Raw genomic sequence first — 20,823 nt, forward strand, 5'->3', positions numbered from 1 at the left:
GCCATGCTCGCTCGCACCGGGCCGGTCTCCGGGCTTGCGAGCGGAACCTGGGGTTCCCCGACCGCGCCTTCCCATGCGTGGGCACAGTGGCTGGATGCGGTGGTTGACTCGCCTACCGTTGCGGGGGCAGCGCCGGATTCTTGATGGAATGGACCGGCTTCCCTGTTTCACCCCACCGGCCAAAAGCCGTGGGGCACCTGGTGCAGGCGCGCAGCTTAGTGGCGCGGCGGGACAGGGTCAATCGAGCCCGCGCCGCGCCGGACGGGAGGGTTCAGGCGCCGTCCTTCTCGCAGTTGACCATCCAGGGCACGCCGAAACGGTCTTCGAACATGCCGAAGCGAACGGCCCAGAAGGTGGGCTCCAGGGGCATCTGCACGGTGCCGCCGGCACTGAGCCCGCTGAACACCCGCTCGGCCTCGGCAATGCTGTCGACGTTGAGCGACACCGAGCAGCCGCGAATGCCGGCGTGGGGCTGCTCGGGCAGGCTGTCGGAGGCCATCAGCGACTGGCCGTCGCGGGTCAGGCAGGCGTGGATGATGTGCCCGTGGCAATCAGTGGGTACGTGGGCAGCGGCCGGGGTTTCGCCGAAGGTCATCATCCGGAGTTCGCCACCGAGTACATCGGCGTAGAAGGTGAAGGCCTCCCGGCAGGTGCCGGGGAAGATCAGGTAGGCATTGATGCGCATGAGGGGGTTCCTCCCTGTGGGGTTCCGCCACGCTCCGTGGCGGCCCCCTCATGCTCCGCCGATCCGCCGGATTGTCGATGACCGTCCGGCGAACGGCGTCGGTGCGCCGCTCAGTTCCGGGGCAGGCGGATGCGGAACTCGGCGCCGCCCAGGGGCGAGTCGCCCAGGGCCAGTTCGCCCTCGAAGCTCTCGACGATGTCCAGCACCACGGCAGTGCCGATGCCCTGCCCCGGGTGCTGGGCGTCGGCCCGCTCGCCGCGCTGGAGGATGCGCGCGCGCTGGTCCGGGGGTACGCCGGGGCCGTCGTCCTCCACCACCAGCTCGCAACTGGCCTCGTGCTCTCGGGCGCTGACCCGCACGGTGCCGAGGCACAGCCGGTAGGCGTTCTCCAGCAGGTTGCCGAGCATCTCCAGCAAGGCGCCCTGCTCCACGGGCACCTGCAGGTTCGGGTCGAAGTCCCGCAGGACCCTGACCCGCTTGTCGCGATAGACCTTGTCGAGGGCGTCGCAGAGGGTGTCCAGCAGCGGGGCGAGCTGCACCCGGTGGCGCACCAGGCCGCTCTTGCGCAGGGTGGCCCGTTGCAGCTGGTAGCCGATCTGCTGGCTCATGCGTTCGATCTGGTTGCGCAACACCCGCGCCGGTTCGGTGTCGCCAGGGCGGGTGGCGATGGTCTCGCTGACGCCCTGCAGCACCGAGAGCGGCGTCTTGAGGCTGTGGGCCAGGTCGTCGAGGGAATGGCGGTAGCGCTCGCGCTGGCGGCGTTCGCTGTCCAGCAGGCGGTTGAGGGACTTGGTCAGGCGCAGCAGCTCGCGGGGGTGGGCGTCGCTCAGGGCATCGCGGGTGCCGGACTCCACCTGGTCCAGCTCCTCACTGAGGCGGCGCAGGCTGCGAAAGCCCCAGGTGAGGCCGAACCAGAGCATCACCAGCAGCACCAGCAGGGCCGTGCCGAGCCAGAAGTAGAGCTGCTGGAGGAAGCCGTCGTGCATCACCTGGTAGTCGCTCATCGGTTGCATGGTGACGATGCTGAAGGCAGCGGCCTGGTCGCGCAGCAGGTCGATCTCGACGTCGTAGACGAAGAAGCGCCGGCCGCGATCGTCGTGGATCTGGGTGAACTCGTGGCCACGTCCGTCGTAGCGCGGCATGTAGTGGACGCTCTCGTCCTGAGAGGAGCGCGACTGCCAGATCAGGCGGCCGTCGCTGTCGTAGATGAAGCCGAGCTGGTGGGCGTCGAGGTTGTCGAATTCCTCGTCGGGGAGCTTGTCGGGCATGTCGAGCTTGCCGTCGACGATGCGGGCGGCAGCGATCAGCGCGCTGGCATCGGCCGCGAGGCGCTTCTCGATGGCCTGCTCCATGGCGGTGTCGAAGGCTTTGCTGAGCACCGGCAGCAGCGCCAGCATGAACAGCACCGCCAGGCCGGCGGCGCCGAGCATCAACCGCAGGCGCAGGGAGAACCCCGCCAGGGGGTGTCGCCTCATCGGCAGCGCTCGGTGAACAGGTAGCCCTGGCCGCGCACCGTGTCGATGGGGCGGAAGCCGTTGTCGCCTTCGAGCTTGCGCCGCAGCCGGCCGACCAGCACTTCGATGACGTTGGGGTCGCGCTCGTCGTCGTCCGGGTAGAGCTGCTCCATCAGCCGCTCCTTGGCGACCACCTGCTGGTGGTGGCGCATGAGGTATTCGAGGATGCGGTATTCGAAGGCGGTGAGCCCAAGGGACTCGCCGTTCATCATCGCCTGCTTGCGGTTCAGGTCGAGCACCAGGGGCCCGGCCTCGATGGTGGACTGGACGAAGCCGGACGAACGCCGCAGCAGGGCATTGAGGCGGGCCTCCAGCTCTTCGAACTGGAACGGCTTGACCACGTAGTCGTCGGCGCCGGCGGCCAGGCCTTCCACCTTGTCCTGCCAGTTGCCACGGGCGGTGAGGATGAGGATGGGGAAGGTCTTGTCGCGGCTGCGCAGCTGGCGGATCAGGTCGAGCCCGCTCATGCCGGGCAGGCCCAGGTCCACCACGGCCAGGTCGTGGTGATACTCCTCGGCGCGGTACAGCGCCTCCTCGGCATCGGCGACAGCGTCCACCACGTGGCCCTGCTCGCCCAGGCGGGTGTAGAGGTGGTGGCGCAGCAGCGCCTCATCTTCCACGACCAGCAGTTTCATCAGCGTCTCCATGAAGAGGGCCGGGCAGGTGCCCGGCCCGTGGGTGCAGCGGGTCAGAACTTGTAGGTGGCACCAACGTAGGCCTGGGAGCTGCTGTGCAGGTCCAGGGAGCCCAGCTTGGGACCGCCGTGGGGCGCGACTTCGGTGCTGGCGTTGGTACGCAGGTAACGATAGCCGGCCTCGATGGAGGTGTTCTTGTTCAGCTCCTGGAGGATACCGGCCTGCAGGCCGGCGGCGTAGCCGATGTCGCTGTCGCGACGCAGGCCGGAGCCGTCCTGCTCGAGCTTGACCAGGCCCAGGGTGGCACCGCCGAACAGCTTGGTGTTGTTGTCACCCAGGGGGAGGAACAGGTCGTAGCTGCCGAGCAGGTTCTGCTGGCGCAGCTTGTTGCCGCTGTGGGTGTCGGAGAAGTTCTCGTAGGTCGCGTAGTAGCGGCCCTTGTCATCGGCCTGGCCGGCGCGGATGCCCCAGGTGCCGGTCTTGTGGATGACCTTGTCCAGGCTCGGGTGGTCCATGTTGGCGTTCAGCGCCGAGGAGTTCTGGATGTTGTTGTTGGTCTGGCCCCAGGTCAGGCCCACGAACGGCTCGGCGGCCTGGGCGGACAGTGCGGTGAAGCCCAGGGTGGTGGCCAGCGCGAGGGGGGTGAGGATCTTCTTCATGAGGGGGTTCTCCCTGTTGACGTGTGTAGGTGTCGAACTCGGGAGCCATGATGCAGGCGGGTCACTGAACCGCCCCTGAACCCTCTCTGAACCTCGGCTGAACAGCCGGTCGATCAGGAAATCAGGCCCGGGGCGGGGGTTGCGGCCCTTGCGGCGACTCAGTCCAGCGGCGGGACGCGCCAATCGATGGGGGCCAGCCCGTGCTGTTCGAGGAACTTGTTGCAGCGGCTGAAGTGCCCGTTGCCGAGGAAGCCCCGGTGGGCCGACAGCGGCGAGGGGTGCGGCGAGCGCAGGGCGAGGTGCTTCTGGGTGTCGATCAGCCGCTGCTTGCTCTGGGCATGGGCGCCCCAGAGCAGGAACACCAGGTGCGGCTGGTGCTGGCTGACCACTTCGATCACCCGGTCGGTGAACGGCTGCCAGCCCTGGTTGGCGTGGGAACCGGCCTGGCCGCGCTCGACGGTGAGGGAGGTGTTGAGCAGCAGCACGCCCTGCTCGGCCCAGCTCTGCAGGTAGCCGTGGCTGGGCATGTCGAGGTTCAGGTCGCGCTTGAGCTCCTTGTAGATGTTCAGCAGCGACGGCGGGATGGCCACCCCCGGCTGCACCGAGAAGCACAGGCCGTGGGCCTGGCCCGGGCCGTGGTACGGGTCCTGGCCGATGATCACCACCTTCACCTGGTCCAGCGGTGTGGAGTTGAGGGCGTTGAAGATCATCGGTCCCGGCGGGTAGATCTCTTTTCCGGCAGCCTTCTCAGTGCGTAGGAAATTTCCCAGCGCTTTCATGTAAGGTTTGTCGAATTCGTCGCGCAGGGCTTCTTTCCAGCCTGCCTCGAGCTTGATCCGATCACTTTCAGTCATGGTGCATCCCGTCTGCGGCGCCCGTGGCGCATGAGCACGGCCGGCCGGCCGTCCAGTGGTCGGGCACCCTAAGAAATGCCCTCTACTCTTGTCAATCGAGGAGGGAGGAAGGACACACCCCATGGATAACCGCTACGACCGCCTCAAGTTCTCGCTGCTCAGCCACTTCATGAAGGGCGAGGCCAAGGTCCCGCAGATGCCGGAGACCTCGATGCAGCTGCGCAAGCTGCTCTCGTCCGAGCACGCCTCCCTGGAGCAGGTGACGCGCCTGCTGCACAGCAACCCGCCGCTGGCGGCCTACCTGATGCAGTTCGCCGCCACCCCGCTGCTGCGCAACCTGCGGCCGGGGGTGAACCTGCAGGAGGTGATCGCCCGCCTGGGCATGCAACGCCTGAACAACCTGGTGCTCAGCTTCACCCTGCAGAACCTGCTGACCACCCAGAACCCGGTGCTGCAGAAGGTCTTCCGCCATCGCTGGAACACCGCCCTGCTCTGTGCCGCCTACTGCGCCTGCCTGGCCCAGGACTACACCCGCCTCTCCCTGGAGGACGCCATGCTCGCCGGCCTGGTGCAGGACATCGGCAGCCTGCCGCTGCTGGACGAGGCCGACCAGTGGCCCGAGATCCCCCGCGAAGAAGCCGTGCTGGAGCAGCTGTGCGAACAGCTCTCGGCAGACATCGGCGTGGTGGTGCTGACGGCCTGGAAGCTGCCCCCGGTGCTGGTGGACTGCGCGCGCCATCGCACCCACTGGGATCGCCAGCACGGCGAGCGGGCCGACCTGGCCGACCTGGTGCAGGTGGCCAGCCGCCTCTGCGCCAGCGAGCCGGACGACGAAAGCCTGCCCCAGCTACCCGCCTGGCGGCGGGTGCTCAGGGAGCGGGCGGACCAGTTGGACGCTGCCACCCTGCGCACCGAACTGGCCAGCGGTGTGGCGTTCTGGTTCAAGCTGATGGGCGGCAAGGGCCACGCCTGAGCGGCATCACCCGGCCCGCTGGCGGCGGGCCTTCCAGCTGCGCACCAGTGAGGGAGCCAGGGCGGTCAGCGCCGAACCCAGCACCACCAGCACGGCCCCGCCGTAGGCCAGGCCGTTGATCTGCTCGGGGTGGACGTGGTCCGGCCACAGGCTGGCAGCGACCGCCACCGAGGCGAAGGTCACCAGCGGGGTGATGGCCAGCGTCGCGCTGACCCGGGAGGCCTCCCAATGGGCCAGGGCCTCGGCGAAGGCGCCGTAGGCCACCAGGGTGTTCAGGCAGCAGGCCAGCAGCAGCCAGCCCTGCAGCGGGCTCAATTGCAGCGCCTCCAGCGGCGAGACCCAGGGGGTCAGCAGCAGGGCGCAGCCGAGGTAGATCACCATCATCACCTGCATGGAATTCCACACCGTCAGCAGCTGCTTCTGCGCCAGCCCGTAGAAGGTCCAGACGAAGGCCGCGCCGAGGACGATCAGCACACCGGTGGTGTAGCTGCCCAGGGAGGTGAACAACTCCTCCAGGCGCTGGTTGAAGAACAGCCCGAACCCGCTCACCAGCACCAGCAGGCCCAGGGCCTGGCCGAGGCTGAAGCGCTCCTTGAAGACGAACAGGCTGCCCAGCAACAGCAGGATCGGCGCCACCTGGATCACCAGCTGCGTGGTACCCGGCGTCAGCATGCGCAGGCCCATCAGGTAGAGCACGTAGTTCCCCAGCAGGCCGCCGATGGCCAGCGCCACCAGCCAGCCGCCCTTGCGCCCCAGCGGTCGAAACGTCGGCAGGCGCCGCGTGGCCGCCAGGTAGAGGAACAGCAGGGAGCCGGAAACCACCAGGCGGTACCAGGTCACGGTGACCGGGTCCATCACCTTCAGCACTTCCTTCAGCTTGATGGGCAGGATGCCCCAGAGCACCGCAGTGACGAGGGCGAGAACCAGGCCGAGAAACCAGCGGCCGGATGAAACATGCATGGGAAACCTCAGGGCAGGGCCCGCAGGACGGCGGGTGCGCCATTCTAGGGCGGGCCCGGCCGGCAGGACAGCTACACCCGCCCGCCAGGCTGCCGGCCAACTGTACCGGTCGACCACCCGCACCTGTGATCACAACCGTCCATCGCCGGCCCGTGCAGCGCAGCGGCGACGCATTAGACTCCAGGCATCTGTACGCCGCTTTCGGAGAGCCCGCATGTACGGCCAACGCACTGAAGACGCCGGTCCCGGCACCCACTACCGCAGCGACCGGATCAGCTCGGTGAACGGCCAGTACTTCTTCGCCACCCGCGAAGGCACCCTGGAAGGCCCCTACTTCACCCGGGCCGATGCCGAGCGGGAAATCACCTCCTACATCCGCCGCATGGTCCAGGCCAAGGAGATGATCGCCAGCCGCGCCTGACGAACCTGCCGCCCTGAAACGACGAAACCCGCTGGAGTCCCCTCCAGCGGGTTTCGCGCATATGGGCCGCCGGAACTCAGCGGACCGCTTCGAACAGCCCGGTGGCGCCCATGCCGCCGCCCACGCACATGGTGACGATGCCGTAGCGCTTGCCGCGACGCTGCAGCTCGCGCACCAGGTGGCCGACCTGGCGCGAGCCGGTCATGCCGAAGGGGTGGCCGATGGAGATGGAGCCGCCGTTGACGTTGTACTTCTCGTTATCGATGCCCAGGCGATCACGGGCATAGACGCACTGGGAGGCGAAGGCCTCGTTCAGTTCCCACAGGTCGATATCGTCGACGCTCAGGCCACGGGCCTTGAGCAGCTTGGGCACCGAGAACACCGGGCCGATGCCCATTTCGTCCGGCTCGCAGCCGGCCACGGTGAAGCCACGGAAGAAGGCACGAGGCTTGAGGCCCAGCTCGATGGCCTTGTCCAGGCTCATCAGCAGGGTCATGGAGGCGCCGTCGGAGAGCTGGGAGGAGTTGCCGGCGGTGACGCTGCCGTCTTCGGAGAACACCGGCTTGAGACTGTTCAGGCCCTCCAGGGTGGTGTCGGCGCGGTTGCAGTCGTCGCGGTCGACCACGCCATCGAGAACCTGCTTCTCGCCGGTGGCCTTGTCCTCCACCACGTACTTGACGTTCATCGGCACGATCTCGTCGGCGAACAGGCCGTCGGCCTGGGCGCGGGCGGTGCGCTGCTGGCTCTGCAGGGCGTAGAGGTCCTGGACCTCGCGGCTGACGTTGTAGCGGCGCGCGACGATTTCGGCGGTCTGGCCCATGGGGTAGTAGATGCCGGGGTGTTCCAGCTTCAGGCGCGGGTTGACGAAGTTGTCCTGGTTGATGCTCTTCAGCGTCAGGGTGATGGACTCCACGCCGCCAGCCACCATCACGTCGCTGCAGCCGGAGGCGATCTGGTTGGCGGCGATGGCGATGGCCTGCAGGCCGGAGGAGCAGTAGCGGTTCAGGGTCATGCCGGCGACGCCGATGCCCAGGCCGGACAGCACGGCCACGTTACGGCCGATGTTGTGGCCCTGGGCGCCTTCGTTGGAGCCGGCCCCGACCACGCAGTCGTCCACCAGCGCCGGGTCCAGGTCGTTGCGTGCCAGCAGCGCGTTCACGCAGTGGGCGGCCATGTCGTCGGGCCGGGTCATGTTGAACTTGCCGCGGAAGGACTTGGCCAGGCCGGTCCGGACGCTGTCGACTATCACCACTTCACGCATGAGGCACCTCTTTCTTGTCGGTTGGAGGACGGGTGTCCATTGACGATGGGGCGAGGATAGATGCCGACTATCCTCGCCCGCGACGATCATTCACCCGGCGTATGCGCGCCCATGGTTCAGGACTTGCGGAAAGCGGCCTCCAGGGCGTCATTGATGGTGCGCAGCACCTTCACCCGGGCATAGCGCTTGTCGTTGGCCTCCACCAGGGTCCAGGGCGCGATCTCGGTGCTGGTGCGGTCCACCATGTCGCCCACCGCGCTGACGTACTGGTCCCACTTGTCGCGGTTGCGCCAGTCTTCCTCGGTGATCTTGTAGCGCTTGAACGAGGTCTGCTCGCGCTCCTTGAAGCGCTTCATCTGCTCGTCCTTGTCGATGGACAGCCAGAACTTCACCACCACGATGCCGTGGTCGTGCAATTGCTCCTCGAAGTCGTTGATCTCGCTGTAGGCCCGCAGCCAGTCGGCCTGGCTGCAGAACCCCTCGACCCGCTCCACCAGCACCCGGCCGTACCAGGAGCGGTCGAAGATGGTGAACTGCCGGCGCGGCGGCACGTGCCGCCAGAAACGCCACAGGTAGGGCTGCGCGCGCTCCTCCTCGGTGGGGGCGGCAATGGGCACGGTGCGGTACTGGCGCGGGTCGAGGGCGCCGGTGACGCGGCGGATCGCCCCGCCCTTGCCGGCAGCGTCGTTGCCCTCGAAAACCGCCATCAGCGCATGGCTGCGGAAGCGCTTGTCCCACATCAGCTTGGCCAGGCGCGCCTGCTCGGCGGCCAGTTGTTCGCGGTATTCGTCCTTGTCCAGGGACAGGCCGAGGTCGAGGGCATCCAGCAGGCTGCGGTTGTCCAGGCTGGAGGTCAGCGGTGCGGCATGGGGTTGCGGTTGCTGCCGATCCTTGCGCTTGAGCGCCGCCTGCAGGCCCTCCAGCAGGATGCGGCCGACGCTGAGGCTACGGTAGTGCTCGTCGATGCCCTCGATCACGTACCAGGGCGCATAGTCGCGACTGGTGCGGCGCAGCATGCGCTCGCCAAAGCGCACGAAGCGGTCGTAGGTCTCGCTCTGCTTCCAGTCCAGCGGGTTGAGCTGCCAGCTGCGCTGGGGGTCGCTTTCCAGGGTCTTGAGGCGCTGCTTGAGCTGCTTCTTGGACAGGTGGAACCAGAACTTGAAGATCAGCGCGCCCTCGTCGCAGAGCATCCGCTCGAAGCGCTCGGCACCGTCGATGGCCTGGTCGAAGCGGGCGTCCTTGATGTCGCCCTCCACCCGGGCGTGGAGCATCTGGCTGTACCAGTTGCCGAAGAAGATGCCGATCTGCCCCTTGGGCGGCAGCTTGCGCCAGAAGCGCCACTGCGGCGGCCGCGCCAGCTCCTCGTCGGTGGGGGTGAGGAAGCTCTCGACATGGATCAGGCGCGGGTCCATCCACTCGTTGAGCAGCTTGACCGTCTCGCCCTTGCCGGCCCCCTCGATGCCGTTGATCAGGATTACCACCGGGAAGCGTGCCTGCTGCTTCAGCTCGAACTGCGCCTCCAGCAGCGCCTCGCGAAGCTCCAGCACACCTTTCTCGTAGGTGTCCTTGTCGATGGAATGGCCGATTTCCGCAGATTCGAACATGCGTCTCTCCCTGGTTGATCGGGAAAAAATAGCGGAGCCGGCGTGAGTGCGTACAGAACGGCGTCAATAAAAAAGGGATGCCTCGGCATCCCTTTCCAGTGACATGGGCCGTCAGGCCGTGGCGGGCGTTGCCCCCGGGCGACGTACCAGCCGCAGGGCTGCGATCACCACGGCGAACACGCCGATGCTGGCGCTGTACAGCACCATGGCCGGCAGGGCCACCAGCATGCACAGCACACCCAGGCGCCAGCCGGCGCGGCCGGGCAGGAAGAAGGCCACCAGCGCCAGGCCCAGGGCACCCAGGGCGATCACCCGGTGGTGGATCAGCAGGCCCAGGCCGGCACGCAGCTGGCATTCCCAGCGCTGGGCGTCTTCCACGCAGAGCCCGACCCACTGGGCATCCTCCATCAGCGCATAGCGCAACCCGTAGCTGCCGGCCAACCAGAGGGCGAACAGCACCAGCAGGGCAATGAGGGGGAAACGGCGGGACATGGTTCTCTCCGGTGGATGAAAAGCGGCGCCAAGGATAAACCGCCGCAAGCCTTATGCAAGGTGCTTCGCACAATTGTGACGAGGGGCCAGGCGCCGGGTTCCGCCTTGCCCTGCAGCCACTACACTGCGCCCCATGAACCTGTCCCGCTTCGTCTACCTCTGCGCGGCGCTGGCCCTGGCCTGGATGCTCTACACCATGGCCCGCCCCACCCCGCACACACCGCCGGCCAGCATCGCCTCCGGGGAGCTGCGCGTGGGCAAGGACCGCATCACCCCGCTGCAGCCCTTCCAGCTGGAGGCGCGCATCCTCGGCCGCGAGGACTACCGCTTCGACGCCGGCGCCCGCCTCTCCCCCACCGACCTGGCCCTGGGCTGGGGGCCGATGGCCGATCCGGCGGTGCTGGCGCAGATCCGCATCACCCAGGGCAACCGCTGGTACCACTGGTCCACCGAGCGCTTCCCCATTCCCCGGCGGGAGATCGAGACCCACAGCGCCAACATGCACATGATCCCGGCCACGGCGCAGGTGGCTCGCGACCTGGCGGACGTGGCGCCCGGCCAGCGCATCCGCATCAGCGGGCAGCTGGTCAGGGTGGACGGCGACGACGGCTTCACCTGGGTCAGCTCGCTGACCCGCGAGGACACCGGCAACGGTGCCTGCGAACTGGTCTGGCTGGAGCGCATCGAGCGCCTGGACTGAGCCGCCCACGGCTTTGTTCTTGCCAGCCTGGCCGGGGGCAGGCAGATTGCCATTCACTGCGGCACTTTGCTGCGGTTGCGCTTGTCATAGCCTGCGTACTTCACTCGGCCCTCACGCTCCAGCCACGAGAACGACCCACATGGCCCTGACCCGCCGTATCGCCGCCCTGCTTGGCGGCCTGCTTTTCTGTGCCCCGCTGTGGGCGGCCGACATCGACGCGGCCAGCTACGGCTACCCGCTGACCAACCCGTTCGAGGCGACCATCGCCACCACGCCGCCCGAGCTGCGCCCCGAGCTGCCGGACGACGAGGACATCGACCAGGCCGACTACTCGCTGAAGCTGCGCCCCGAGCGGGAGTTCCAGCTGCCGGACAACTTCTGGCCGGTGCGCACCCTGGGCTACCGCCTGGCCAAGCAGGACCATGCGGCGCCGCTGGTGTTCATCATCGCCGGCACCGGTGCGCACTACTCCAGCACCCTCGCCGAGTACCTGAAGAAGCTGTTCTACGGCGCCGGCTTCCACGTGGTGCAGCTGTCCTCGCCGAGCAGCTACGACTTCATGGCCGCCGCCTCGCGCTTCGCCACCCCCGGCCTGTCCACCGAGGACGCCGACGACCTGTACCGGGTGATGCAGGCCGTGCGCGCACAGCACCCGCGCCTGCCGGTCACCGACTTCTACCTCACCGGCTACAGCCTGGGCGCCCTGGAGGCGGCCTTCGTCAGCCACCTGGACGAGACCCGGCGCAGCTTCAACTTCAAGCGCGTGCTGCTGCTCAACCCGCCGGTGAACCTCTACACCTCCATCAGCAACCTCGACCGCCTGGTGCAGACACGGGTGAAGGGCATCGACACCAACACCAACTTCTATGAAGTGGTGCTGGGCAAGCTCACCCGCTACTTCCAGCAGCGCGGCTACGTCGACATCAACGACGCGATGCTCTACGACTTCCAGCAGTCCAAGCAGAAGCTCTCCAACGAACAGATGGCGATGCTGATCGGCACCTCGTTCCGTTTTTCCGCCTCGGATATCGCCTTCACCTCGGACCTGATCAACCGTCGCGGGCTGATCACCCCGGTGAAGATGCCCATCACCGAAGGCACGAGCCTGACGCCCTACTTCAAGGGCGCACTGCTGTGTGACTTCGACTGCTACATCACCGAGCAACTGATCCCCTTCTGGCGCGCGCGCTTCGACGGCGGCAGCCTGACCCAGCTGATCGACCAGGTGAGCCTCTACGCCCTGGAGGACTACCTCAAAAGCAGCAGCAAGATCGCGGTGATGCACAACGCCGACGACGTGATCCTCGGCACCGGTGACCTGGGCTTCCTGCGCCGTACCTTCGGCGACCGCCTGACCGTCTACCCCCATGGCGGGCACTGCGGCAACCTCAACTACCGCGTCAACAGCGACGCCATGCTGGAGTTCTTCCGTGGCTAAGTACGCACTCCTGCCCGCCCTGCTGATGGCCAGCCTGCCGGCATTCGCCGACACCCCGGCCAAACCCGTTGCCGACCCGGACGGCTTCACCCAGCCGCTGCGCCAGCTGACGTTCAACCCCGGCCTGGACCAGCGCGAATTCGAGCGCTCGACCTTCGATGCCCTGGAGGTCTACGACCCGCTGGAGTCCTGGAACCGCCGCGTCTACCACTTCAACTACCGCTTCGATCAGTGGGTGTTCCTGCCCGTGGTGCGTGGCTACACCTACGTCACGCCGCGCTTCGTGCGCAGCGGCGTGAGCAACTTCTTCAGCAACCTCGGCGACGTGCCCAACCTGGTCAACAGCCTGCTGCAGTTCAAGGGCCAGCGCTCCATGGAGGTCACCGGGCGCCTGCTGCTCAACACCACCATCGGCGTGGTCGGCCTGTGGGACCCGGCCACCCTGATGGGCCTGCCCAAGCAGAGCGAGGACTTCGGCCAGACCCTGGGCTTCTACGGCGTCGGCGCCGGCCCCTACCTGATGCTGCCGCTGCTGGGGCCGTCGAACCTGCGCGACACCACCGGCCTGGTGGTGGATTTCGCCGCGGAGAACCAGATCAACTTCCTCAACGTGGCGGAGGTGAGCAGCGACCACCCGGAAATCACCGCGCTGCGCATCGTCGACAAGCGCTACACCACCAGCTTCCGCTACGGCCAGCTCAACTCGCCGTTCGAGTACGAGAAGATCCGCTACGTCTACACCGAGTCGCGCAAGCTGCAGATCGCCGAGTGATGCGCCCTCCCCGCCCGGGAGCCGGGTGGGGACCTCATCGGCTACTTATCCATCACTTCGATTGAAACCACGCAAAATCACGCACCACTCATTCAATTCCCTGGATTAGGATCGCCCGGTCCGTCATCCAGGGAGGCTCCCATGAGCACCTATCGCCAGCTTCTTGAGCAACGCCCCGGCCAGCCCGCTTCCGACGGCGCCGGGGTCAACCTGATCCGCGTCTTCGCCGAGCAGGGCATCCCACGCTTCGACCCCTTCCTGATGCTCGACGAGTTCGGCTCGGCCAACCCGGACGACTACGTCGCCGGCTTCCCCGCACACCCGCACCGGGGCTTCGAGACCATCACCTACATGCTCGAAGGGCGCATGCGCCACGAGGACCACCTGGGCAACGTCGGCCTGCTGGAGAACGGCGGCGTGCAGTGGATGACGGCCGCCCGCGGCATCATCCACAGCGAGATGCCGGAGCAGCAGGAGGGCGTCATGCGCGGCTTCCAGATCTGGCTCAACCTGCCGGCCAGGGACAAGCTCGGCGACCCCGGCTACCGCGACTTCGCCCCCAGCGAGATTCCGCACCTGCGCACGGCCGGTGGGGTCGAGGCACGGGTGATCGCCGGTCGCTTCGACGATGGCCAGGTGCAACAGGACGGTGCGGTGCAGCGCCCGCACACCGAACCCCACCTCTTCGACCTCCACCTGCCCGCCGGCAGCCGGGTGGCGCCGCACCTGGCCGACGGCCTGCGGGTGCTGCTGTACGTGTACGAAGGCGCGCTGCATGTGAACGGCAACCCGGTCGGCAAGGGACGCCTGGCGCGTCTTTCGGAACAGGGTGCGGTCGAGCTGGCGAGCAGCGAGGGCACGAAGGTGCTGCTGCTGGCGGGCCGCCCGCTGGGCGAGCCCATCGTGCAGTACGGGCCCTTCGTGATGAACAGCCGGGAGGAGATCGAACAGGCGCTGCGCGACTACCGCGACGGCCGCTTGGCCGGCTAAGCCGGTTCGGGCAGCGTGGCGTCCTCGACCAGGCCGAGGAACGCCTGCAGCTCCAGCTTCTGCGCCATCGCGTCCTGGTAGCCCAGCTCGATCAGCTCGTTGCAGTAGCCAGCCTCGAACAGCAGGTAGCTGATCACCCCAGCACCACTGGCCTTGGTGGCCCCCGGTCCGCGCAGGAAGGTGCGGATGGCACGGGGCAGCTCGCGCCGATGGCGCGCGGCGATTTCATCCAGCGGCCGGCTGGGCGACACCACCAGCACCTCCACCGGCTTCATCCCCAGGCTGCGCCGGTGGGCCTCGTCGGGGATCAGCCGGCTGAGCTGGTTGATCCGCTCCAGCAGCTCGATGTCGCTTTCCAGGTTGTCGATGAAGGTGCTGTTGAGCATGTGCCCGCCGATCTGCGCAAGGCTCGGCGGGTTGCCGGTGCCGAGGCGGGCCATGCCGTTGTCACGGGCGTCCTCCCTGGGGTTGCCGCTCACCCCCACCACCAGCACCCGGCTGGCGCCCAGGTGCAGCGCCGGGCTGATGGGCGCCGACTGGCGCACCGCGCCGTCGCCGTAGTACTCGCGGTGCAGCCTGACCGGCGGAAAGATCAGCGGGATCGCGGCGCTGGCCATCAGGTGCTCGACGCTCAGCCGGGTCGGCACGCCGCCACGGCGGTGGCGGAACCAGGGGTCGATGGTGGCGCGGCCTTGATAGAAGGTCACCGCCTGGCCGGTCTCGTAGCCGAAGGCGGTCACCGCCACGGCACGCAGCTGGCGCATGCGGATGGCGGCGGCAATGCCGGAGAAATCCAGCTCGCGCTCCAGCAGGGTGCGCAGCGGCGCGTTGTCCAGCAGCGCCACCGGCGAATGGCGGTTCATGCCCAGCAGGCTGTGGCCGAGGAAGCGCAGGCTCTGGCGCATCACCCCGGGCCAGTCGCTGCGGTACACCTGGTGCGTCTCGAAGCCCTGCCAGACGGCGGTCAGGCGACGGATCGCCTCGCTGAAGTGCAGGGCGCCGCAGGCCAGGCCCACGGCATTGATGGCACCGGCGGAGGTGCCGACGATCACCGGGAAGGGGTTGCACGCCGAATCCGGCAGCAGGTCGGCGATGGCGGCCAGCACCCCCACCTGGTAGGCCGCCCGGGCGCCACCCCCGGAAAGGATCAGGCCTGTGACGGGTGTGGCGGCGGGGGTCGAAGTCATGGCGGCGTCCGCTGTTTTTCTCGCAAGTGTAGGCCAGCGCTAATAGAGCTTGGGCTCGCCCTCGGGCCGGCTCTTGAAGCGCCGGTGCGCCCACAGGTACTGCTCGGGCAGGCGGCTGACCTCCTGCTCGATCCACTGGTTGATGCGGATGCAGTCCGCCTCTTCGCTCTCGCCGGGGAAGTCCGCCAGCGGCGGGTGCACCACCAGGCGGTAGCCCGAGCCATCGGCCAGCCGCTCCTGGGTGAAGGGCAGCACCTTGGCACGGCCCAGGCGGGCGAACTTGGTGGTGGCGGTGACGGTGGCGGCGGTGATGCCGAACAGCGGCACGAACAGGCTCTGCTTGGCACCGTAGTCCTGGTCCGGCGCGTACCAGATGGCGCGGCCGGCACGCAGCACCTTGAGCATGGCGCGCACGTCCTCGCGCTCGATGGCGGTGGCGTCCAGGTTGTGGCGCTCGCGGCCCCGGCGCTGGATGTAGTCAAACAGCGGGTTCTTGTGCTCGCGGTACATGCCGTCGATGGTGTGCACCTGGCCGAGCAGTGCCGCGCCGATCTCCAGGGTGGTGAAGTGCAGGGCCATGAGGATCACGCCCTGCCCTTCGGCCTGGGCCTGCTGCAGGTGCTCCAGGCCTTCGATGTGGGCCAGGCGACGCAGGCGCGCGGCCGGCCACCACCAGCTCATGGCCATCTCGAAGAAGGCGATGCCGGTGGAGGCGAAGTTCTCCCGCAGCAAGCGCTCACGGGCCTCCGCCGTCATGGCCGGGAAGCACAGCTCGAGGTTGCGCCGGACGATGCGCCGACGCGAGCCGGCCAGCCGCCCCATCCAGCCCCCGAGCACGCGCCCTAGGCGCACCAGCACCGGGTAAGGCAGTTGGGTGAGCAGCCAGAGCAGCCCCAGGCCCAGCCACAGCGGCCAGAAACGCGGGTGCAGGAAGGCGGCACGGAAACGGGGACGTTCCATCAGGATTCCGAAGCAGATCGACAAGGGCCGGCATTCTACAGAATTGCCCGCCGCTCGGCCTCCCCGGCACGGAATCCGGGTTGCGACGGCGGGTCGATATCGCTATAAGTCCTGCCCACCGAACCCCGCAGAACGACCATGAGCCAAGCTGACCTCCTCGACCAAGATCCCGTGTTCCAACTCAAGGGCAGCATGCTCGCCATCACCGTGATGGAGCTGGCGCACAACGACCTCGAACGGCTGGATCGCCAGCTCGCGGACAAGGTCGCCCAGGCCCCCAACTTCTTCCAGAACACGCCCCTGGTCATGGCCCTGGACAAGCTGCCCGAGGGCGAAGGCGAGCTGGACCTGCCGGCGCTGATGGAAATCTGCCGTCGCCACGGCCTGCGCACCCTGGCCATCCGTGCCAGCCGCGAGCAGGACGTCGCGGCCGCCAATGCCCTGGACCTGCCGGTGCTGCCGCCTTCCGGCGCCCGCGAGCGCCCCATCGACCCGGTTGAGCCCGGCGCCGTGAAGAAGGAAGAGAAAGCCCCCGAGAAGCCGCCGGAGCCGGTGGTCCGCCCCACCAAGCTGGTGACCACGCCGGTGCGCGGCGGCCAGCAGGTCTACGCCCCCGGTGGCGACCTGGTGGTGCTCGCCCCGGTGAGCCCGGGTGCGGAACTTCTGGCCGATGGCAACATCCATGTGTACGGCCCGATGCGAGGCCGCGCCCTGGCCGGCATCAAGGGCAATACCCAGGCGCGGATCTTCTGCCAGCAACTGGCCGCCGAACTGGTTTCGGTGGCCGGCCAGTACAAGGTCGCGGAGGACCTGCGCCGCGATCCGTCATGGGGCCATTCCGTGCAGGTCAGCCTGTCGGGGGATGTGTTGAACATCACCCGCCTTTAACGGATACTGCCGCGATTTTAAGGGACCTGAACGGGCGCCAGGACGGCCGATCCCGGGCCTGCAGGCTACCCGCCATTTCTATCTTCTTTGGGGTGAATCACCTTGGCCAAGATCCTCGTTGTCACGTCCGGCAAGGGTGGCGTCGGCAAAACCACCACCAGCGCCGCCATCGGCACCGGCCTCGCACTGCGCGGCCACAAAACCGTCATCGTCGACTTCGACGTCGGCCTGCGTAACCTGGACCTGATCATGGGTTGCGAGCGCCGCGTGGTGTACGACTTCGTCAACGTCATCAACGGCGAAGCCTCCCTCACCCAGGCCCTGATCAAGGACAAGCGCCTCGACAACCTCTACGTCCTGGCCGCCAGCCAGACCCGTGACAAGGACGCCCTGACCATCGAAGGCGTCGGCAAGGTCATCGAAGAGCTGGCACAGAGCTTCGAATACGTGGTCTGCGACTCCCCCGCCGGCATCGAGAAGGGCGCCCACCTGGCCATGTACTACGCCGACGAGGCCATCGTGGTGACCAACCCCGAAGTCTCCTCGGTGCGCGACTCCGATCGCATGCTCGGCCTGCTGGCCAGCAAGTCCCGCCGCGCCGAGAAGGGCGAAGAGCCGATCAAGGAGCGCCTGCTGCTCACCCGTTACGACCCTGAACGCGTCACCAAGGGCGAAATGCTGGGCGTGGAGGACGTCGAGGAAATCCTCGCCATCCGCCTGCTGGGCGTCATCCCGGAATCCCAGGCGGTGCTCAAGGCATCCAACCAGGGCATTCCGGTCATCCTCGACGATCAGAGCGACGCCGGTCAGGCGTACAGCGATGCCGTCGACCGCCTGCTCGGAAAGGAACTGCCTCACCGCTTCCTCGATGTGCAGAAGAAAGGATTCCTGCAACGCCTTTTTGGAGGCCGTGAATGAACATTCTTGACTTCTTTCGCGAGCGGAAGAAGCAGAGCAGCGCTTCGATCGCTAAAGAACGACTTCAGATCATCGTGGCCCACGAGCGTGGCCAACGCAGCCAGCCGGACTACCTGCCGGCCCTGCAGAAGGAGCTCGTGGAGGTGATCCGCAAATACGTCAACATCGACCAGGACCAGGTCCAGGTCATGCTGGAGGACCAGGGCAACTGCTCCATCCTCGAGCTGAACATCACCCTCCCCGATCGTTGATCGGCGAGTGAACAAGGACGGCGGCCTCGGCCGCCGTCGTCATTTCCGGTACCCCAGATGCCACTCTCGCAGATCCAGATACTCCACCAGGACCCAGCCTTCCTGGTCATCAACAAACCGACGCTGCTGCTATCCGTCCCCGGCCGTGCCGAGGACAACAAGGACTGCCTGATCACCCGCCTGCAGCAGAACGGCTACCCGGAGGCGCTGATCGTGCACCGGCTGGACTGGGAGACCTCGGGCATCATCCTGCTGGCCCGTGATCCGGACAGCCACCGAGAGCTGTCCCGCCAGTTCCATGACCGCGAGACCGAGAAGGCCTACACCGCCCTGTGCTGGGGCCAGCCGGAGCAGGACAGCGGGCGCATCGAACTGCCCCTGCGCTACGACCCGCCGACCAAGCCACGCCACGTGGTGGACCATGAGCAGGGCCGCCACGCCCTGACCTTCTGGCGCGTGCTGGAACGCTGCGGCAACCACTGCCGCGTCGAGCTGACCCCGGTGACCGGCCGCTCCCACCAGTTGCGCGTGCACATGCTCGCCATCGGCCACCCGCTGCTGGGGGACCGCCTGTACGCCCACGACGAAGCCCTGGCCGCCCACGAACGCCTGTGCCTGCACGCCAGCATGCTCGCCTTCACCCACCCGGTGAGCGGCGAGCGCCTGCGCTTCGAGTGCCCCGCGCCGTTCTGAGCAATGGCCGACCGCCTCTACTACGACCGCACCCAGGGGGCACCGCCCTGGCCCGAACTGCTCAAGGCCCTGGAACTCCTCGGCCGCACCGATGGCCTGGCCATCGACCTGGGCTGCGGCGCCGGGCGCGACAGCCTGGAGCTGCTGCGCCGGGGCTGGCAGGTGCTGGCGGTGGACAAGGCAGCCGAAGCCCTGGAGCGCCTCCAGGCCCAGCTCGACCCCGCCTGGGCGCCTCGCCTGCAAACCCGCTGCGAACCCTTCGAACACACCGAGCTGCCCGCCGCCGACCTGGTGAACAGCGCCTTCGCCCTGCCCTTCTGCGCCCCGGCGCAGTTCCCCGGCCTGTGGCACCGCATCGAGCGGGCACTGGCCGGTGGCGGGCTGTTCTGCGGCAACCTGCTGGGCGAGCGCGACGACTGGGCCAGCCCCGAGGTCTGCACCTTCACCCACACGCAGCTGGACGCCCTGCTGGCCGGCTGGGAGGTGCTGCACCTAGAGGAAATCGACCGCGACGGCACCACTGCCCGAGGCCGCACCAAGCACTGGCACCTGTACGGCCTGATCGCACGGCGCCCGTGACTATCGCCCCGCTGGCCAAAATTCATCGCCCTTCGCCTGCTAAACCCCGAGCCTGATGGGATAAACTCCGGCCCACTGCCGCCTGGAGTGTTTTATGCGCGAAGAGTTGAACCAGGGCCTGATCGATTTCCTCAAGGCCTCGCCTACCCCTTTCCATGCCACCCGCAGCCTGGCCAAGCGCCTGGAAGCCGCCGGCTACGTGCATCTGGATGAGCGCGAAGCCTGGCGTGCCGAAGCCGGTGGTCGCTACTACGTGACCCGCAACGACTCCTCGCTGATCGCCGTACGCCTCGGCAAGCGCGCACCCCTCGAAGGCGGCCTGCGCCTGGTCGGCGCCCATACCGACAGCCCGTGCCTGCGCATCAAGCCCAACCCCGAACTGCACCGCCAGGGCTTCTGGCAACTGGGCGTGGAAGTCTACGGCGGCGCCCTGCTGGCGCCCTGGTTCGACCGCGACCTGTCCATCGCCGGCCGCGTCACCTACCGCTCCGCCGGGCGCGTGGAAAGCCAGCTGGTGGACTTCCAGGCCCCCATCGCCGTCATCCCCAACCTGGCCATCCACCTCAACCGCGAGGCCAACCAGGGCTGGGCGATCAACCCACAGACCGAGCTGCCGCCGATCCTGGCCCAGCTGGCCACCGGCGAGACCCGCGAATTCCGTGACCTGCTGGCCGAACAGCTGACCCTGGAACACGGCGTCACCGCCGATGCCGTGCTCGACTACGAGCTGAGCTTCTACGACACCCAGGACGCCGCCGTGATCGGCCTGGGCGGTGACTTCATCGCCGGCGCCCGCCTGGACAACCTGCTCTCCTGCTACGCCGGCCTGCAGGCCCTGCTGGCCGCCGAGGGCGACGAAAGCTGCGTGCTGGTCTGCACCGACCACGAGGAAGTGGGCTCCTGCTCCGCCTGCGGCGCCGACGGCCCCTTCCTGGAGCAGGTGCTGCGCCGCCTGCTGCCCGAAGGCGACACCTTCGCCCGGGTGATCCAGCGCTCACTGCTGGTCTCCGCCGACAACGCCCACGGCGTGCACCCCAACTACGCCGACAAGCACGACGGCAACCACGGGCCCAAGCTCAACGCCGGCCCGGTGATCAAGATCAACAGCAACCAGCGCTACGCCACCAACAGCGAGACCGCCGGGTTCTTCCGCCACCTGTGCCTGGAGAACGAAGTGCCGGTGCAGAGCTTCGTCACCCGCAGCGACATGGGTTGCGGCTCCACCATCGGCCCGATCACCGCCAGCCAGCTGGGCGTGCGCACCGTGGACATCGGCCTGCCCACCTTCGCCATGCACTCCATCCGCGAACTGGCCGGCAGCCATGACCTGGCGCACCTGGTGAAGGTGCTGTCCGCGTTCTACTCCAGCCACGATCTGCCCTGAAGGGA

General features: G+C 67.6%; 23 protein-coding genes and 1 riboswitch. Of the genes, 12 read left to right on the plus strand and 11 right to left on the minus strand.

What is annotated here, in order from left to right:
• Positions 1-2: 2 nt before the first annotated feature.
• A riboswitch (cobalamin riboswitch) is annotated at positions 3-216 on the minus strand.
• Between the two features lie 55 nt (positions 217-271).
• The 5 genes from PotMrB4_RS20455 to ung form a co-directional block, all read right to left on the minus strand.
• Positions 272-685 carry a VOC family protein gene (locus tag PotMrB4_RS20455; protein WP_044412490.1) on the minus strand — a complete coding sequence of 138 codons (414 nt, stop codon included), beginning with the start codon at positions 683-685 and terminating at the stop codon, positions 272-274.
• Between the two features lie 110 nt (positions 686-795).
• Entirely contained in the window at positions 796-2,160 is a 1,365-nt protein-coding gene (locus PotMrB4_RS20460; protein WP_142015635.1) for an ATP-binding protein, read from the minus strand.
• Positions 2,157-2,834: a response regulator gene (locus PotMrB4_RS20465; RefSeq protein ID WP_044412495.1), complete on the minus strand. Its 678-nt coding sequence runs from the start codon at positions 2,832-2,834 to the stop codon at positions 2,157-2,159. The genes PotMrB4_RS20460 and PotMrB4_RS20465 overlap by 4 nt, the downstream gene beginning before the upstream one ends.
• A 53-nt stretch (positions 2,835-2,887) precedes the next feature.
• Positions 2,888-3,493 carry an outer membrane protein gene (locus tag PotMrB4_RS20470; RefSeq protein WP_074970048.1) on the minus strand — a complete coding sequence of 202 codons (606 nt, stop codon included), beginning with the start codon at positions 3,491-3,493 and terminating at the stop codon, positions 2,888-2,890.
• 158 nt (positions 3,494-3,651) lie between these two features.
• Entirely contained in the window at positions 3,652-4,347 is a 696-nt protein-coding gene (gene ung / locus PotMrB4_RS20475) for a uracil-DNA glycosylase (RefSeq protein ID WP_044412501.1), read from the minus strand.
• Between the two features lie 121 nt (positions 4,348-4,468).
• Between ung and PotMrB4_RS20480 the strand changes: the two genes are divergently transcribed.
• Entirely contained in the window at positions 4,469-5,320 is an 852-nt protein-coding gene (locus PotMrB4_RS20480; RefSeq protein ID WP_172434341.1) for an HDOD domain-containing protein, read from the plus strand.
• Between the two features lie 6 nt (positions 5,321-5,326).
• On the opposite strand, the gene PotMrB4_RS20485 is transcribed toward PotMrB4_RS20480, so the two are convergent.
• Positions 5,327-6,280, minus strand: a complete 954-nt coding sequence (locus PotMrB4_RS20485) for a DMT family transporter (RefSeq protein WP_172434342.1) — start codon at positions 6,278-6,280, stop codon at positions 5,327-5,329.
• Positions 6,281-6,494: 214 nt separating this feature from the next.
• Here PotMrB4_RS20485 and PotMrB4_RS20490 point away from each other — a divergent pair, with 214 nt between their 5' ends.
• Complete coding sequence (locus tag PotMrB4_RS20490; RefSeq protein ID WP_044412510.1) at positions 6,495-6,701, plus strand: DUF6316 family protein; 207 nt, start codon at positions 6,495-6,497, stop codon at positions 6,699-6,701.
• Positions 6,702-6,777: 76 nt separating this feature from the next.
• Here PotMrB4_RS20490 and PotMrB4_RS20495 read toward each other — a convergent pair whose 3' ends face one another.
• From PotMrB4_RS20495 to PotMrB4_RS20505, 3 genes are all read right to left on the minus strand, one after another.
• Positions 6,778-7,962, minus strand: a complete 1,185-nt coding sequence (locus PotMrB4_RS20495) for a thiolase family protein (RefSeq protein WP_172434343.1) — start codon at positions 7,960-7,962, stop codon at positions 6,778-6,780.
• A 116-nt stretch (positions 7,963-8,078) separates the two neighbouring features.
• On the minus strand, positions 8,079-9,566 hold the full coding sequence (gene pap, locus PotMrB4_RS20500) for a polyphosphate:AMP phosphotransferase (protein WP_142015626.1): 1,488 nt from the start codon (positions 9,564-9,566) through the stop codon (positions 8,079-8,081).
• 111 nt (positions 9,567-9,677) lie between these two features.
• The gene (locus tag PotMrB4_RS20505) at positions 9,678-10,058 is read right to left on the minus strand and encodes a hypothetical protein (protein WP_172434344.1); all 381 of its coding nucleotides are present in this window, start codon (positions 10,056-10,058) and stop codon (positions 9,678-9,680) included.
• Between the two features lie 133 nt (positions 10,059-10,191).
• On the opposite strand from PotMrB4_RS20505, the gene PotMrB4_RS20510 reads away from it, so the two are divergent.
• The 4 genes from PotMrB4_RS20510 to PotMrB4_RS20525 all read left to right on the plus strand — a co-directional run bounded on the left by PotMrB4_RS20510 (position 10,192) and on the right by PotMrB4_RS20525 (position 13,958).
• A complete protein-coding gene (locus PotMrB4_RS20510) occupies positions 10,192-10,758 on the plus strand; it encodes a hypothetical protein (protein WP_172434345.1) in 567 nt (188 codons plus the stop codon).
• A gap of 139 nt (positions 10,759-10,897) precedes the next feature.
• On the plus strand, positions 10,898-12,196 hold the full coding sequence (locus PotMrB4_RS20515; RefSeq protein WP_044412521.1) for an alpha/beta fold hydrolase family protein: 1,299 nt from the start codon (positions 10,898-10,900) through the stop codon (positions 12,194-12,196).
• The gene (locus PotMrB4_RS20520; protein ID WP_107328569.1) at positions 12,189-12,968 is read left to right on the plus strand and encodes an MlaA family lipoprotein; all 780 of its coding nucleotides are present in this window, start codon (positions 12,189-12,191) and stop codon (positions 12,966-12,968) included. Before PotMrB4_RS20515 ends, PotMrB4_RS20520 begins: the two co-directional genes overlap by 8 nt.
• A 141-nt stretch (positions 12,969-13,109) precedes the next feature.
• Entirely contained in the window at positions 13,110-13,958 is an 849-nt protein-coding gene (locus PotMrB4_RS20525) for a pirin family protein (RefSeq protein WP_172434346.1), read from the plus strand.
• Here PotMrB4_RS20525 and PotMrB4_RS20530 read toward each other — a convergent pair.
• Both PotMrB4_RS20530 and PotMrB4_RS20535 read right to left on the minus strand, forming a co-directional pair.
• Positions 13,955-15,145, minus strand: a complete 1,191-nt coding sequence (locus PotMrB4_RS20530; protein WP_142015613.1) for a patatin-like phospholipase family protein — start codon at positions 15,143-15,145, stop codon at positions 13,955-13,957. The two genes, PotMrB4_RS20525 and PotMrB4_RS20530, sit on opposite strands and share 4 nt — an antisense overlap.
• A 39-nt stretch (positions 15,146-15,184) precedes the next feature.
• Positions 15,185-16,105 (minus strand): lipid A biosynthesis lauroyl acyltransferase, encoded by a 921-nt coding sequence (locus PotMrB4_RS20535; protein WP_044412532.1) that lies wholly within the window; start codon positions 16,103-16,105, stop codon positions 15,185-15,187.
• A gap of 138 nt (positions 16,106-16,243) precedes the next feature.
• Here PotMrB4_RS20535 and minC point away from each other — a divergent pair, with 138 nt between their 5' ends.
• The 6 genes from minC (at position 16,244) to PotMrB4_RS20565 (ending at position 20,818) form a co-directional block, all read left to right on the plus strand.
• On the plus strand, positions 16,244-16,993 hold the full coding sequence (gene minC / locus PotMrB4_RS20540) for a septum site-determining protein MinC (RefSeq protein ID WP_044412535.1): 750 nt from the start codon (positions 16,244-16,246) through the stop codon (positions 16,991-16,993).
• Between the two features lie 102 nt (positions 16,994-17,095).
• Positions 17,096-17,911 (plus strand): septum site-determining protein MinD, encoded by an 816-nt coding sequence (gene minD / locus PotMrB4_RS20545; protein ID WP_044412538.1) that lies wholly within the window; start codon positions 17,096-17,098, stop codon positions 17,909-17,911.
• A complete protein-coding gene (minE, locus tag PotMrB4_RS20550; RefSeq protein ID WP_044412541.1) occupies positions 17,908-18,162 on the plus strand; it encodes a cell division topological specificity factor MinE in 255 nt (84 codons plus the stop codon). Before minD ends, minE begins: the two co-directional genes overlap by 4 nt.
• A gap of 57 nt (positions 18,163-18,219) precedes the next feature.
• Complete coding sequence (locus tag PotMrB4_RS20555) at positions 18,220-18,855, plus strand: RluA family pseudouridine synthase (protein ID WP_044412544.1); 636 nt, start codon at positions 18,220-18,222, stop codon at positions 18,853-18,855.
• A 3-nt stretch (positions 18,856-18,858) separates the two neighbouring features.
• The gene (locus PotMrB4_RS20560) at positions 18,859-19,434 is read left to right on the plus strand and encodes a class I SAM-dependent methyltransferase (RefSeq protein ID WP_172434347.1); all 576 of its coding nucleotides are present in this window, start codon (positions 18,859-18,861) and stop codon (positions 19,432-19,434) included.
• A gap of 94 nt (positions 19,435-19,528) precedes the next feature.
• Positions 19,529-20,818: a M18 family aminopeptidase gene (locus tag PotMrB4_RS20565; protein ID WP_069559737.1), complete on the plus strand. Its 1,290-nt coding sequence runs from the start codon at positions 19,529-19,531 to the stop codon at positions 20,816-20,818.
• Positions 20,819-20,823: the final 5 nt, after the last annotated feature.

The sequence above is a fragment of the Metapseudomonas otitidis genome (genome assembly GCF_011397855.1).
In the GTDB taxonomy this organism is placed as follows: Bacteria; Pseudomonadota; Gammaproteobacteria; order Pseudomonadales; family Pseudomonadaceae; genus Metapseudomonas; species Metapseudomonas otitidis.

Excerpts from the sequence above, each read along its gene's own strand:
- PotMrB4_RS20455 (WP_044412490.1), bottom strand. The coding sequence starts at position 685 with ATGCGCATCAATGCCTACCTGATCTTCCCCGGCACCTGCCGGGAGGCC.
- PotMrB4_RS20460 (WP_142015635.1), bottom strand. The coding sequence starts at position 2,160 with ATGAGGCGACACCCCCTGGCGGGGTTCTCCCTGCGCCTGCGGTTGATG.
- PotMrB4_RS20465 (WP_044412495.1), bottom strand. The coding sequence starts at position 2,834 with ATGAAACTGCTGGTCGTGGAAGATGAGGCGCTGCTGCGCCACCACCTC.
- PotMrB4_RS20470 (WP_074970048.1), bottom strand. The coding sequence starts at position 3,493 with ATGAAGAAGATCCTCACCCCCCTCGCGCTGGCCACCACCCTGGGCTTC.
- ung (WP_044412501.1), bottom strand. The coding sequence starts at position 4,347 with ATGACTGAAAGTGATCGGATCAAGCTCGAGGCAGGCTGGAAAGAAGCC.
- PotMrB4_RS20480 (WP_172434341.1), top strand. The coding sequence starts at position 4,469 with ATGGATAACCGCTACGACCGCCTCAAGTTCTCGCTGCTCAGCCACTTC.
- PotMrB4_RS20485 (WP_172434342.1), bottom strand. The coding sequence starts at position 6,280 with ATGCATGTTTCATCCGGCCGCTGGTTTCTCGGCCTGGTTCTCGCCCTC.
- PotMrB4_RS20490 (WP_044412510.1), top strand. The coding sequence starts at position 6,495 with ATGTACGGCCAACGCACTGAAGACGCCGGTCCCGGCACCCACTACCGC.
- PotMrB4_RS20495 (WP_172434343.1), bottom strand. The coding sequence starts at position 7,962 with ATGCGTGAAGTGGTGATAGTCGACAGCGTCCGGACCGGCCTGGCCAAG.
- pap (WP_142015626.1), bottom strand. The coding sequence starts at position 9,566 with ATGTTCGAATCTGCGGAAATCGGCCATTCCATCGACAAGGACACCTAC.
- PotMrB4_RS20505 (WP_172434344.1), bottom strand. The coding sequence starts at position 10,058 with ATGTCCCGCCGTTTCCCCCTCATTGCCCTGCTGGTGCTGTTCGCCCTC.
- PotMrB4_RS20510 (WP_172434345.1), top strand. The coding sequence starts at position 10,192 with ATGAACCTGTCCCGCTTCGTCTACCTCTGCGCGGCGCTGGCCCTGGCC.
- PotMrB4_RS20515 (WP_044412521.1), top strand. The coding sequence starts at position 10,898 with ATGGCCCTGACCCGCCGTATCGCCGCCCTGCTTGGCGGCCTGCTTTTC.
- PotMrB4_RS20525 (WP_172434346.1), top strand. The coding sequence starts at position 13,110 with ATGAGCACCTATCGCCAGCTTCTTGAGCAACGCCCCGGCCAGCCCGCT.
- PotMrB4_RS20530 (WP_142015613.1), bottom strand. The coding sequence starts at position 15,145 with ATGACTTCGACCCCCGCCGCCACACCCGTCACAGGCCTGATCCTTTCC.
- PotMrB4_RS20535 (WP_044412532.1), bottom strand. The coding sequence starts at position 16,105 with ATGGAACGTCCCCGTTTCCGTGCCGCCTTCCTGCACCCGCGTTTCTGG.
- minC (WP_044412535.1), top strand. The coding sequence starts at position 16,244 with ATGAGCCAAGCTGACCTCCTCGACCAAGATCCCGTGTTCCAACTCAAG.
- minE (WP_044412541.1), top strand. The coding sequence starts at position 17,908 with ATGAACATTCTTGACTTCTTTCGCGAGCGGAAGAAGCAGAGCAGCGCT.
- PotMrB4_RS20555 (WP_044412544.1), top strand. The coding sequence starts at position 18,220 with ATGCCACTCTCGCAGATCCAGATACTCCACCAGGACCCAGCCTTCCTG.
- PotMrB4_RS20560 (WP_172434347.1), top strand. The coding sequence starts at position 18,859 with ATGGCCGACCGCCTCTACTACGACCGCACCCAGGGGGCACCGCCCTGG.
- PotMrB4_RS20565 (WP_069559737.1), top strand. The coding sequence starts at position 19,529 with ATGCGCGAAGAGTTGAACCAGGGCCTGATCGATTTCCTCAAGGCCTCG.